Annotated in this window: 11 protein-coding genes; 5 read left to right on the top strand and 6 right to left on the bottom strand. The window is 75.2% G+C overall.

Annotated elements, in window-relative coordinates; translation table 11 throughout:
• The first annotated feature begins 399 nt into the window (after positions 1–399).
• The gene (rny, locus tag AC3WUG_RS15615; protein ID WP_492328507.1) at positions 400–1,959 is read left to right on the top strand and encodes a ribonuclease Y; all 1,560 of its coding nucleotides are present in this window, start codon (positions 400–402) and stop codon (positions 1,957–1,959) included.
• A 12-nt stretch (positions 1,960–1,971) separates the two neighbouring features.
• Here the strand turns inward: rny and AC3WUG_RS15610 are convergent, their stop codons facing one another.
• From AC3WUG_RS15610 to AC3WUG_RS15595, 4 genes are all read right to left on the bottom strand, one after another.
• A complete protein-coding gene (locus tag AC3WUG_RS15610; RefSeq protein WP_492328506.1) occupies positions 1,972–2,856 on the bottom strand; it encodes an amino acid ABC transporter permease in 885 nt (294 codons plus the stop codon).
• The gene (locus AC3WUG_RS15605) at positions 2,853–3,503 is read right to left on the bottom strand and encodes an amino acid ABC transporter permease (protein WP_492328505.1); all 651 of its coding nucleotides are present in this window, start codon (positions 3,501–3,503) and stop codon (positions 2,853–2,855) included. Before AC3WUG_RS15605 ends, AC3WUG_RS15610 begins: the two co-directional genes overlap by 4 nt.
• 117 nt (positions 3,504–3,620) lie before the next feature.
• The gene (locus AC3WUG_RS15600) at positions 3,621–4,499 is read right to left on the bottom strand and encodes a glutamate ABC transporter substrate-binding protein (RefSeq protein ID WP_492328504.1); all 879 of its coding nucleotides are present in this window, start codon (positions 4,497–4,499) and stop codon (positions 3,621–3,623) included.
• A 101-nt stretch (positions 4,500–4,600) separates the two neighbouring features.
• On the bottom strand, positions 4,601–5,398 hold the full coding sequence (locus AC3WUG_RS15595; protein WP_492328503.1) for an amino acid ABC transporter ATP-binding protein: 798 nt from the start codon (positions 5,396–5,398) through the stop codon (positions 4,601–4,603).
• A 135-nt stretch (positions 5,399–5,533) separates the two neighbouring features.
• Here AC3WUG_RS15595 and miaB point away from each other — a divergent pair, with 135 nt between their 5' ends.
• Positions 5,534–7,129, top strand: a complete 1,596-nt coding sequence (gene miaB, locus AC3WUG_RS15590) for a tRNA (N6-isopentenyl adenosine(37)-C2)-methylthiotransferase MiaB (RefSeq protein ID WP_492328502.1) — start codon at positions 5,534–5,536, stop codon at positions 7,127–7,129.
• A 25-nt stretch (positions 7,130–7,154) separates the two neighbouring features.
• Here miaB and AC3WUG_RS15585 read toward each other — a convergent pair whose 3' ends face one another.
• Together AC3WUG_RS15585 and AC3WUG_RS15580 are read right to left on the bottom strand one after the other, a co-directional pair.
• Positions 7,155–7,664, bottom strand: coding sequence for a type III secretion system chaperone family protein (locus AC3WUG_RS15585; RefSeq protein WP_246855151.1), 510 nt, complete (start codon positions 7,662–7,664; stop codon positions 7,155–7,157).
• Positions 7,661–8,233, bottom strand: a complete 573-nt coding sequence (locus AC3WUG_RS15580) for a type III secretion system chaperone family protein (protein ID WP_492328501.1) — start codon at positions 8,231–8,233, stop codon at positions 7,661–7,663. Before AC3WUG_RS15580 ends, AC3WUG_RS15585 begins: the two co-directional genes overlap by 4 nt.
• 193 nt (positions 8,234–8,426) lie before the next feature.
• Between AC3WUG_RS15580 and AC3WUG_RS15575 the strand changes: the two genes are divergently transcribed.
• Genes AC3WUG_RS15575 through AC3WUG_RS15565 form a run of 3 tightly spaced genes read left to right on the top strand, consistent with a single transcriptional unit; the run spans position 8,427 to position 12,233 of the window.
• Positions 8,427–8,924, top strand: coding sequence for a type III secretion system chaperone family protein (locus AC3WUG_RS15575; RefSeq protein ID WP_324843648.1), 498 nt, complete (start codon positions 8,427–8,429; stop codon positions 8,922–8,924).
• A gap of 10 nt (positions 8,925–8,934) precedes the next feature.
• Positions 8,935–10,929 carry an HSP90 family protein gene (locus AC3WUG_RS15570; RefSeq protein ID WP_492328500.1) on the top strand — a complete coding sequence of 665 codons (1,995 nt, stop codon included), beginning with the start codon at positions 8,935–8,937 and terminating at the stop codon, positions 10,927–10,929.
• The gene (locus tag AC3WUG_RS15565; RefSeq protein WP_492328499.1) at positions 10,926–12,233 is read left to right on the top strand and encodes a hypothetical protein; all 1,308 of its coding nucleotides are present in this window, start codon (positions 10,926–10,928) and stop codon (positions 12,231–12,233) included. The genes AC3WUG_RS15570 and AC3WUG_RS15565 overlap by 4 nt, the downstream gene beginning before the upstream one ends.
• The last annotated feature ends 13 nt before the right edge of the window (positions 12,234–12,246 follow it).

The raw sequence follows: 12,246 nt of genomic DNA, 5'->3' as shown, positions 1-12,246 counted from the left end.
CGGTCCGGCACGCCGGGGTGGCGTGGGGCCCCCGGGAGTGGTCCGGTGCCCCGCGCTGCGGTGCCCGCTGACGCGGCGACGCCCGCGGGAGGTGCGGTGCCCCGGAGAGCTGCGACGCCCGGAAGTGCTGCGGTGCCCCGAAGTGCTGCGGTGACCCGAAGTGCTGCGACGCCCCGAAGTGCCGCGACGCCCCGGGCGCGACCTCGCCGGGGCGGTCACCCGCATGAGGAACAATGGGGCCACTCACGTCGCCGTCGAGCCCGCACCCACCCGCGTGCCGCCCGTCCAGGGCGGTCGCGCCCGGGAGCGGGCGGGAGGCAGGGCGCGCGAGGACCCCGGGCACGCGGCACCGCGACCGCCCGGGCCAGCAGCAGCACCAGGGACCGGGAGCGTGGACGCATGCAGGACGTGGCGATCGTCGTAGGCCTGCTCGCCGCCTGCCTGGTCGCGCTCGTGCTCGTGCTGCTGGCGCGCCGCGAGGCCGCCGCCGTCCGCCGCCAGGCCCAGGACGACGTGCAGTCGATCCGCGACGAGGCCCGCACCGCCCTCGCGGACGCGCAGCGCCGGGAGGCCCGCGCCGCCGAGCGGGAGCAGCTCGCCGCGACGGCCGAGCGCACGGCGACGGAGCAGGAGCGCGCCGCCCGGACCGCGAACGAGGCGGCCGCGGACCTCCGCCGCCAGGCGGCCGAGCAGGCGGCGACCGCCGCCGTGTCCGCCGCGGAGCGACTGGCCGCCGCCGAGCGCGAGGCCGCCGAGCAGCGGGCCTCGGCCGAGCGCCAGGCGACCGAGCGGCTCGCCGCGGCGGCCCAGGAGGCCGCAGAGCGCCTGGAGGCGACGTCCGGCCTCACGGCGGCGGAGGCCCGGGCCGAGCTGCTCCGCCAGCTCACGGCCGAGGCGCAGACCGCGGCGGCCGCGACGGTCCGCCGGGTCGAGGCGCAGGCGCGCCGCACCGCCGACGCGCGGGTCCGTCGCGTCCTCGCCACCGCCGCGCAGCGCGCCGCCGTCCCCACGAGCAGCCAGGCCGCCGTGACGCTGCTGCCGCTGCCGTCGGACGAGATGAAGGGCCGCATCATCGGCAAGGAGGGCCGGAACATCCGGCTGTTCGAGGCCCTGACCGGTGTGAACGTCCTCGTCGACGAGACGCCGGGCACCGTCGTGCTGTCCTGCTTCGACGCGGACCGGCGCGAGATCGCCCAGGTGGCGCTCGAGGCGCTGATGGCCGACGGCCGGATCAACCCGCAGCGGATCGAGGCGGCGTACGCGGAGGCGCAGGCCGGCGCGGACGAGCGCGCCGACGAGGCCGGGCACGCGGCCGCCGAGCGGGCCGGGGTGCGCGGGCTGGACCCGGAGCTCGTGCGGGTGCTCGGCCGGCTGCGGCTGCGCACGTCGTTCGGGCAGAACGTGCTGGAGCACCTGGTGGAGTCGGCGCTGATCGCCGCGCAGGTCGCGGGGGAGATCGGGGCCGACGTCGACGTCGCCCGCCGCGCGGCCCTGCTGCACGACCTCGGCAAGGCGCTGACCGGCGAGGTGCCCGGGACGCACGCCCAGGTCGGCGCGGCGCTGGCGGCCCGGCACGGCGAGTCCGAGGCCGTCGTGAACGGCATCGCCGCGCACCACGACGAGGTCCCCGCGGACACCGTCGAGGCCGTGCTCGTGCAGGTGGCGGACGCGATGTCCGCGGCCCGCCCGGGCGCCCGCCGCGAGGACACCGACCAGCACGTCGAGCGGCTGGAGCAGCTGGAGGAGCTCGTCGCGAGCCACGCCGGCGTCCGCCGGGCGCTCGCGATGGCGGCCGGCCGCGAGATGCGCGTGGTCGTCGAGCCGAGCGCGGTGCCGGACACGGAGATCGGCCGGCTGGCCGTCGAGATCGCCCGGCACATCGAGCAGGACCTGTCCTACCCGGGCGAGATCAAGGTGACGGTCGTCCGCGAGGTCCGCGCGAGCGCCACCGCGGGCTGACGCGCCCGGTCGTCAGACCGTCCCGCCTGCACCCGGGCCGCCGACGCCCGCCGGCGCGATCGTCACGTCCCGGGCGACCTTGCCCGCCGTCTTCGTCCCGCCGCGGCGCTGGAGCCACACGGCCAGCCGGGTCAGGGAGATGTTGACGATGAGGTAGATCCCGGCGCCCACCAGGAACAGCGCCACGTAGTACTTCTGCCCGAAGTACTGCGCGTTGGTCTGCATCGCCCGCAGCAGCTCGGGGTACCCGACGATGAACCCCAGCGAGGAGTCCTTGAGCAGCACGACGAGCTGCGCGATGAGGCTCGGGAGCATCGTCCGGACCGCCTGCGGCAGCTGGACGAGCAGCAGCGTCTGCCACCGCGAGAGCCCGATGGCGTACGCCGCCTCGGTCTGGCCCTTGGGCAGCGACGCGAGCCCGGCGCGCAGGATCTCCGCGATGATCGCCATGTTGTAGACCGTCAGGCCGAACACGACGGCGGCGAACGCGTCCCACCCGAAGCCGAGCAGGCCGAACAGCATCATCAGCAGCACGGGCAGGCCGCGGAACAGCTCGATGACGACCGTCGCGGGCGCGCGCAGCCACGCGATCCGGGTGGTGCGCCACATCGCGAGCAGCAGGCCGAGCACGAGCGCGAGCGGGGCGGCGACGACCGCGGCCCGCAGGGTGGCGCCGAGGCCGCGCACGACCATCGAGGTCCACACGGCCTCGGCGGACTGGTTCTTCGGCGGGTCGTACAGCACGTCCCAGCGGTCGGCGCCGAACAGGCCGCGGCCGTCGGCGTACCGGAACGCCAGCACGAGCAGGGCGACGACCAGCAGGCCGCCGACGACGGAGCCGATCCGCTCGCGCCGCCGGGCGACGGGTCCGGGCTCGTCGTACAGGACGGTGCTCATCGGGCGAACGCCACCTTCCGCTCGAGGACCCCGGCCAGGTAGCCGGCCGGGATGGTGATGACCAGGTAGAACAGCCCGACTCCGACGAGCGCGAGCGTCGCCTCGGACGGGTTCGCCAGCGCGATCCGGCGGCCGGAGGCCAGCAGCTCGACGACCGCGAAGCCCGCGGCCACGGAGGTGTTCTTGGTGAGGGCGATGAGCACGTTGATCAGCGGGGGGATCACCGAGCGCACGGCCTGGGGGAGCACGATCAGCCCGAGCGTCTGCCCGAAGGTGAGCCCGATCGCCCGGGCCGCCTCCGCCTGGCCGACGGGGACGCCGTTGATGCCGGACCGGATGGCCTCGCAGATGAACGCCGAGGTGTAGGCGGACAGCGCGATGACGGCGGTCCAGAAGCCGAGCGGCGGGAGCACGCCGAACTGCGGCGCCACGAACACCAGGAAGAAGAACACCAGGGTGAGCGGGGTGTTGCGCAGCAGCTCGACGTAGGTGACGGCGAAGCCGCGCAGCGTCGACAGCGGGGAGACGCGCATCGCCGCGAGCACCGTGCCCCAGACCAGGGCGAACGCCCCGGACAGGAGGGTGAGCTGCAGCGTCACGCGGAAGCCGCTCAGGTAGGCCGGCAGGTTGTCGGCGATCAGGTCCACGCGGGGGTCCTTGCCTTCGGGGGACGACGGGGTCGACGAGGGCGTCGACGGGGCGTCGACGGCGCGGACGGGCCGCGCGGCGCCCGGGAGCGGTGGCACCCGGGCGCCGCGGCGCCGTCAGTAGCGGTCGACGGCGGGCGGCTCGGGCGTCGGCAGCACGGTGCCGGCGGTCGCCTCCCACGCGGCCGTCCAGGTGCCGTCCTCGTAGGACTGCTCGAGGACGTCGTTGATCCACATCCGGAAGTCGGTGTCGTCGAGCGCCAGGCCGATGCCGTACGGCTCCTCGGTGAACGGCTCGCCCCGGACCTCGAACGTCGGGTCGTCGGCCGCGAAGCCGGCGAGGATCACGTTGTCGGTGCTGATGGCGTCGACCTGGCCCCCGCGCAGCGGCTCGAGGCAGTCGGAGTACGCGCCGAACGGCACGACCTCCGTGTCGGGGAAGTTCTCCAGCAGGTTCGCCTCGGGGGTGGACCCGGAGACGGTGCAGACCTTCTTGCCCGCGAGGTCGTCGGGGCCCTGGATGTCCTCGTTGTCGGCGAGCGTGAGGATCGACTGCCCGGCCTCGTAGTACGGGCCCGCGAACGACACGACCTCCTTGCGCTCGTCGTTGATCGTGTAGGTCGCGACGACGATGTCGACCTGGCCGGACTCGATGAACGACTCGCGGTTGGCGGACACCGTCTCCTTCCACTCGATGCCGTCCTCGGGGATGCCGAGCGCGCCGGCGATGATCTTGCCGATCTCGACGTCGAAGCCCTCGGGCGTGCCGTCGGGGCCGACCAGGCCGAACAGCGGCTGGTCGAACTTGGTGCCGATCGTGATGGAGCCCGCCTCGGCGAGCTCGGCCATCGTGGAGCCCTCGGGGAAGTCGGCGGCCTCGACGTCGGAGACCTCGGGGGTCGAGCCGCCGTCGGCGTCGTCGGACCCGCCGCAGGCGGCGAGGGTCAGGACGGTGGCGGCGGCGAGGGCGATCGGGCCTGCGGTGCGGGTTCTCATGTCGGGCTCCTGGGGTCGCGTCGGGTGCGGTGCGTCTCGGTCGGTGCCGGTCGGGGTTCGTGCGGTGGTGCGTGGTGCTGCGGGCGCGGGGGCGCCCGGGCTCAGTGGGTGAGGATCTTCGACAGGAAGTCGCGCGCCCGGTCGCTGCGCGGGGCGGTGAAGAACGTCTCGGGGTCCGCCTCCTCGACGATGGCGCCCCCGTCCATGAACACGACGCGGTCGGCGGCCCGCCGGGCGAAGCCCATCTCGTGCGTGACGACGACCATCGTCATGCCCTCGGCCGCCAGCGACGTCATCACGTCGAGGACCTCGTTGATCATCTCGGGGTCCAGCGCGGAGGTCGGCTCGTCGAAGAGCATGACCTTGGGCTCCATCGCGAGCGCGCGGGCGATCGCGACGCGCTGCTGCTGGCCGCCCGACAGCTGCGCGGGCAGCTTGTCCGCCTGGCTGGCGACGCCGACCCGCTCGAGGAGCGCCATCGCGCGCTCCTTCGCCTCGCGGCCACCGATCCGGCGGACCTTCTGCAGCCCGAGGGTGACGTTCTGCAGCACGGTGCGGTGGGCGAACAGGTTGAACGACTGGAACACCATGCCCACGTCGGCGCGGAGCCGGGCGAGCGCCCGGCCCTCGGCGGGCAGCGGCACGCCGTCGACGGTGATCGAGCCGGACTCGATCGTCTCGAGCCGGTTGATGGTCCGGCACAGCGTGGACTTGCCGCTGCCGGACGGGCCGATCACGACGACGACCTCGCCGCGACGCACGGTGAGGTTGACGTCCTGGAGCACGTGCAGCGCACCGAAGTGCTTCTCCACGTGCTCGAGGACGACGAGGGGCGCACCGGGGTGGGGTGCCGGGGACGCCGCGGAGGTGGGGGCCGGGGCCGGGTCGGGCTGTGCCATCCCTGGAACCTATGAGGCTCGTGTTACCCGCGCCACCTTTCCAGGTCACAGATCGGAAACAGCCCGGTCATGTGCACACCTCAGGCAAGTCATCGCTGCGGAGGACGGCGAGCCGCGGACGTACCCTGGTCCGCGATGAGCACGACGACCCCGCCCCCCGTCCTCGTGGCCTCCGACGCCCCCACGTCGCCGGCCGGCGCGCCCGCGCGCACGTACCTGGTCAAGACCCTCGGGTGCCAGATGAACGTGCACGACTCCGAGCACATGGCCGGCATGCTGGAGCAGGCCGGCTACGTCGCCGCGTCGCCCGAGGCCGCGGCGGCCGAGGAGGCCGACGTCATCGTCATCAACACGTGCGCGGTGCGGGAGAACGCGGCCGACAAGCTGTACGGCAACCTCGGCCGGCTGGCCGGGACCAAGCGCGCCCGCCCGGGGATGCAGATCGCCGTCGGCGGCTGCCTGGCGCAGAAGGACCGCACCGGGATCGTCGAGCGCGCGCCGTGGGTCGACGTCGTGTTCGGCACGCACAACCTCGACGTGCTGCCGGTGCTGCTGGAGCGCGCCCGGCACAACGAGGCGGCGCAGGTCGAGATCGAGGAGTCCCTCAAGGTCTTCCCGTCGACGCTGCCGACCCGCCGCGAGTCCGCCTACGCCGGCTGGGTGTCGATCAGCGTCGGCTGCAACAACACCTGCACGTTCTGCATCGTGCCGCACCTGCGCGGCAAGGAGCGCGACCGCCGGCCGGGCGACGTGCTCGCCGAGGTCGCCGCGCTCGTCGACCAGGGCGCGATCGAGGTCACGCTCCTGGGCCAGAACGTGAACTCGTACGGCGTCGAGTTCGGCGACCGCGGCGCGTTCGCCAAGCTGCTGCGCGCGGCCGGGTCGATCGACGGGCTGGAGCGGCTGCGGTTCACCTCGCCGCACCCGGCCGCGTTCACCGACGACGTCATCGCCGCGATGGCCGAGACGCCCGCCGTCATGCCCAGCCTGCACATGCCGCTGCAGTCCGGCTCGGACCGGGTCCTGCGCGCGATGCGCCGGTCCTACCGGTCGGAGAAGTTCCTCGGCATCCTCGACCGGGTCCGCGCGCAGCTGCCGGATGCCGCGATCACCACGGACATCATCGTGGGCTTCCCGGGGGAGACCGAGGAGGACTTCGCCGAGACGCTGCGCGTGGTCGAGGCGTCCCGGTTCTCCTCGGCGTTCACGTTCCAGTACTCCCCGCGCCCCGGCACGCCGGCCGCCGACCTGCCCGACCAGCTGCCCAAGGCGGTCGTCCAGGAGCGGTACGAGCGGCTGATCGCGCTGCAGGACCGGATCGGCCTGGAGGAGGCGCAGCGCCAGGTCGGCCGCACGGTCGAGGTGCTGCTCGCCGAGGGCGAGGGCCGCAAGGACGGCGAGACCCGCCGGCTGTCCGGCCGCGCCGCGGACAACCGCCTGGTGCACCTCGCGCTGCCCGGCGGGCTGGCGGAGGCCGACGCGCCACGCCCCGGTGACCTGGTCACGGTCGACGTCACGCACGCGGCCCCGCACCACCTGGTCGCCGACTCGGCGGCGCAGGGCGGCACGTTCGCGGTGCGCCGGACCCGGGCGGGCGACGCCTGGGAGCGGCGGCAGGCGGGCGAGGACGACCGCGCGCACGGCGGCGCGGGCGACGCGTGCGGGACCGGTGCCCCCGCGGGCCCGGCCGCCCCGGTGCTGCTCGGCCTGCCGACCCTCGGGCGGCGCTGACGCCGGACCCGGCGCCGGCCGCCGCTCAGACCTGCGGCGGCAGCAGCTGGTCGAACGAGGCGAAGCTCTGCACCCCGGTGCCGAGCCCGCACGACAGCAGCTGGTCCAGCTGCTCGGCGGTCACGCCGTGCTCCAGGTCCGTCGAGACCTCGCTGTACACGGCGAGCTGGCCCTCCTCCTCGCGGAGGTAGAGCTTCGGCCAGATGCGCTCGCGGTTCCAGTCGTTGAGCGCGAGCGTCACCGCGCGGCGGCTGTCGACCGGGAGCTGCCGGTGCCACCGGCCACGCACCTGCAGGATCTCCCGCTGCTCGCCGAGCAGCAGGAACCAGAACCGGGAGTCGTTCCAGACGCCGGTCAGGTCGCCGTCCTCGTCGACCCGGAAGTGGTAGCCGCGGGACGACAGCGCCGAGGCGACCCGGTCCCGGGTCAGCGGCGTCGGCCGGGCCTGCAGCGGCACGCGTCGCTGCGGGACGGGGGCGGCGGCGCGCTCGCCGAGCACCCGGGACAGCCAGCCCGGCGTGCGGGGCGCGGTCACGGGGCCACCGCCGCGGGGTCGGGGTAGAGCTCGTCGATCGCGTCGAAGAACGTGCTCGACGTGCTCAGGCCGCAGAACAGGATCTGGCTCAGCTGCTCGTCGGTCGCGCCGTGCTCCAGGTCGGTGGAGACCTCGGCGACGACGTGCACCATGCCGTTGTCCCGGACCCGCACGTACGCCTTGGGCCAGATGCGCTCGGCGTTCCACTCGGTGCAGGCGTCGAGCACCTCCTCGAGCCGCTCGATCGCGATCTCGCGGTTCCACTGCCCGCGCACCTGGACGATCTCCTGGTGGTCGCCGAACAGGAAGAAGTAGAACAGCCGCCCGCGCCACAGCCCGCCGAGGTCGCCGTCGTCGTCGGTGAAGTAGTGGAAGTCGTTGCGCTCGAACCAGCGCACGATCCGGTCGGTGCTCAGCGGGGTGGGGCGGCCGTCGTCCACGGACACGCCGCCGGGCTCCGACCCGCGCGCGCCACCCCGACCCGGGTTGGCGGGGACCGGCGCGGCCTCGCGGCCGCTCGCCGGGCGGCCCGGTCCGCGGCGGGGGCGGCGGTTCCCGAACAGACCCATGCGCACACCATACGCGCGGGCGCCGACGCCGCCAGCGTGGTCACCCCCCGTTCACCGGATCGGACATCTCGGACGGCTGCGTGCTCGCGCAATCGGGTTAGGCTCGTCGGGGACGGGCCCTCGCGGGCCCGCCACCAGCACCGACGCAGCCCGCGGGACCGAGGCGGCCCCGCACGACACCGACGAGGACGCCATGGGTTTCTTCACCAAGCCGGACGCCGCGGCGTCCGTCCCCGGACCGCAGCCCCTGTCGCACCAGCGCGTCATCGACGTGCTCGACGCGCGCGAGATGAACTACGGGGTCGACGACGACGGCGACATCGGCGGCTACTGGGACGGCCACCTGTTCTACTTCTTCCGCCTCGGCGGCCAGCAGGAGTACCTGCAGACCCGCGGGCGGTGGAACCGCAAGGTCGGGATCGACCAGTACGCGCGGGTGGTCGACCTCGTGAACACCTGGAACTCCGAGAAGCTGTGGCCGAAGGGCTACGTGCGGGCCGAGGACGACGTCGTCGGCGTGTACGCCGAGCACACGGTCGACTACGAGCACGGCGCGACCGACGAGCAGATCGACCTGCACCTGGCGTGCGGGATCACCACCGCGCTGAGCCTGTTCGAGCACCTCGACGAGCAGTTCCCGGCCGAGGCCGCGGCGGCGAAGGCCGCCGAGGCGGCGGCAGCCGGGGAGTGACCCCGCACCGATGACGGAACCCGCCGCGCGGGCGTTCCAGGTCGACCTGCACGGCGTGGTCGACCTGCTCGCCCGGCACCTGTACTCCGGACCCCGGGTCTACCTGCGCGAGCTGCTGCAGAACGGCGTCGACGCGATCACCGCGCGCCGCGCCGAGGACCCGGGGTGCCCGGCGACCGTCCGGCTGCGCCCGCTGCCGGACGGCTCGCTGCTCGTCACCGACTCCGGGGTGGGCCTGACCCGCGCCGAGGCGGAGGAGCTGCTCGCGACCGTCGGCCGGTCCTCCAAGCGCGACCTCGACCTCGGCGTCGGTCGCGAGGAGTTCCTCGGGCAGTTCGGCATCGGCCTGCTGTCGGCGTTCATGGTGGCCGACGCCATCGAGCTGGTGTCCCGGTCCGCCCGCGACCCGCAGGCGCCTGCCGTGCGCTGGCGCGGGCACGCGGACGGGTCGTACGACCTCGTCGAGCTGCCGGCCGCCGACCTGCCCGCGGGCAGCACCGTGCGGCTCCGGCCGCGGCGGGACCTGGAGCACTGGCTGGCGGGGGAGACCGTCGCGGCCCTCGCCGCGGAGTTCGGCTCGCTGCTGCCGGTGGACGTGGCGGTGGAGGTGCCGCTGGGGGCCGCTGCGGCGCCCGCACCGAGCGCCGCGGACCCTGCCGACGACCTGCCGGCCGACGGCGCCCCGCGCCCCGGGCACGTGTGGCGCCGCATCTCGGCCCCCGAGGCGCCCTGGGCGCGCGAGTACCCGGACGAGGCCTCCCGCGCGCAGGCGCTGGCCCGGTACTGCGAGCAGACGCTCGGCTTCACGCCGCTCGCGAGCATCGACCTGTCGGTCCCGCTGGCCGGGGTCACCGGGGTGGCGTTCGTGCTGCCCGCGGCGGTGCCGCCGGGCGGCGGCGGGTCGCACCGGGTCTACCTCAAGCGGATGCTGCTCGGCACGCGCGTCGACGGGCTGCTGCCGGAGTGGGCGTTCTTCGTCCGGTGCGTCATCGACGCCTCCGGCCTGCGCCCGACCGCGTCCCGCGAGGCGCTGTACACGGACGAGGTGCTGCTGGCGACGCAGGAGGCGCTCGCGGACGCGGTCCGGTCCTGGACGCTGCGCACCCTGGAGTCGTCGACCGCCCTCGCGCGGCAGTTCGTGAGCACCCACCACCTGGCCGTGCGCTCCCTCGCGCTGACCGACGACACGATGCTCGACCTCGCGGCGCGGATCCTGCCGTACGAGACGACCGACGGGACGCTGACCCTCGCCGAGGTGGCCCAGGAGCACGGGCAGGTGGTGTTCGCGCCGACGCTCGAGGAGTACAAGCGGATCGCCCCGGTCGCCCGCGCGCAGGGCCTGGCCGTGGTGAACGCGGGCTACGTCTACGACGCCGACCTGCTGGCGCGGCTCGCCGCGCGCGGTCCCGGGCGCGGCCTGGGCGAGGTGCGGCCGCTCGGCGCCGGCGACATCGCGCAGGTGCTGGCCCCGGTGGCCCCGGAGCGCGAGCTCGCCACCCTCGACGCGGTCCGTGCGGGCGGCGAGGTGCTGCGGCCCCTCGACACCGAGCTCGTGCTGCGGACGTTCGAGCCCGCCGAGCTGCCCGCCGTGCTGCTGCACGACCGGGACGGCGACCACCAGCGCGACCTGCGGGCGGCGATGGCCGAGGCCGACGACGTGTGGAGCGACGTGCTCGCGGGGTTCGCCGCGCCCGCCGCCGCGCGCCGGCTCGTGCTCAACGACGCCAGCCCGCTGGTGCGCGACCTGCTCGACGCGCCGCCGGGCGAGGTGGTGGCCGCGGGGCTGCGGTCCCTGTACGTCTCCGCCCTGCTGCTGTCCGGCGAGCCGCTGCGCGCGCGGGAGTCGGAGCTGATGACCGGCTCGATGTCGGTGCTGCTGCGGGCGGGGCTGGCCGGGTCCGGCGCGGGCCCGCGGGGCGGCGCCGGCGGCGAGGGGGTGCCGGGCGCGCTGCCCGGCGCCGACGACGAGGGGGCCGGGGGACCGGCCGGGGAGGAGCGGGCGTGAGCCGCACGCTGGACGAGGCCAACCGCGAGATCACCCGGGTCCGGCAGATGCCGTACGGGCTCGCGCGCACCCAGGCCGCCGAGCGCCAGGTGCGGCTGGTCGACGCCGAGGGGCCCGACGCCGCGCGCGCGTACGCGCTCGGCACCCTGGTCGAGGCGTACCAGTGGGGCGGCGAGGTCGACCGGTCGTTCGTCGCGTTCGCGCGGCTGCTGCGCTGGTGGGACGAGCACCCCGAGCACTTCGACGCCCAGGACCGGCACGGCCTGTTCTGGTCGTTCAAGTGGATGGTCTCCGGGCTCGCGGACTTCCCGACGGTGCCCGCCGAGCAGATCGACCGCACGCTCGCGGACATGGAGCGGCGGTACGCCCTGGCCGGCAACGGCATGGACGCGGTCGCCTACGAGCGGTTCGCCTGGGCCCGGCAGCGCGGCGCCGCCGACGTGGAGGCCGCCTACCAGGCGTGGGTCGCCACCCCGCGCGACGACTTCTCCCAGTGCGAGGCCTGCGACCCGGGCGACCGCGCCGCGTGGCTCCTCGCCACCGACCGGGCGGAGGAGGGCATCCGGATCATCGAGCAGACGCTCGCCGAGGACCCGTCCTGCGCGTCCGAGCCCGCCGACATGCTGTCGTACCTCGCCGAGGCCTACCTCGACCAGGGCCGGCCCCGCGACGCCGCCCGGACGCACCGGCGCGCCGTCGCCGCGCTCGCCGAGGCCGAGTCCGACATGGTCGGGGCCCGCGGCCGCCGGGTGCGGCTGCTGGCGCGCGGCGGGCAGGCCGAGCGCGCCGTCCGGGCGATCGAGGCCGATCAGCAGTACCTCACCGGCGGGGACACGCCGTACTCGCGGCTGGCGTTCGCGCGGCTGGTCGGCGCGGCGACGCACGTGCTGCGCTCGGCCGGCCGGGGCGACCTGCCGGTGCGCCTGACCGCGGTGCCCGCGACGACCGTGGCCGAGCTCGACGACTGGCTGCGGTCCGAGGCGACCGCGCTGGCGCGGCAGTTCGACGCGCGGAACGGGACCAGCGCCGAGAGCGAGTCGGTGGCGCGGGCCTGGGCGACGGAGCCGGCGGGCGACGTGCTGGACCTGGACGTGCTGCCGCGGGGGCTGGCGGGGCGCGGGGCCGTGGCGGCGGGTGCGGCGGGTCCGGCGGCCGCGGCGGGCGCTCCCGGACCGAGAGCCGGCGGTGCCGCTGTCGGCGGCGGGCAGCCCGACGCCGGTGCGGCGGGCGCGGGCGACGCCCGGCGCGCGGCCCCGGCCCTGTCTCTTATCCACATCTCCGAGCCCACGAGACATGGCGCCTGATCTGGGGGGGGGG

Source organism: Cellulomonas sp. EB106-03-03-XG116, from assembly GCF_058792015.1.
The sequence above is the reverse complement of the archived record's forward strand: the minus strand, read 5'-3'. Positions and strand labels throughout refer to the sequence as shown.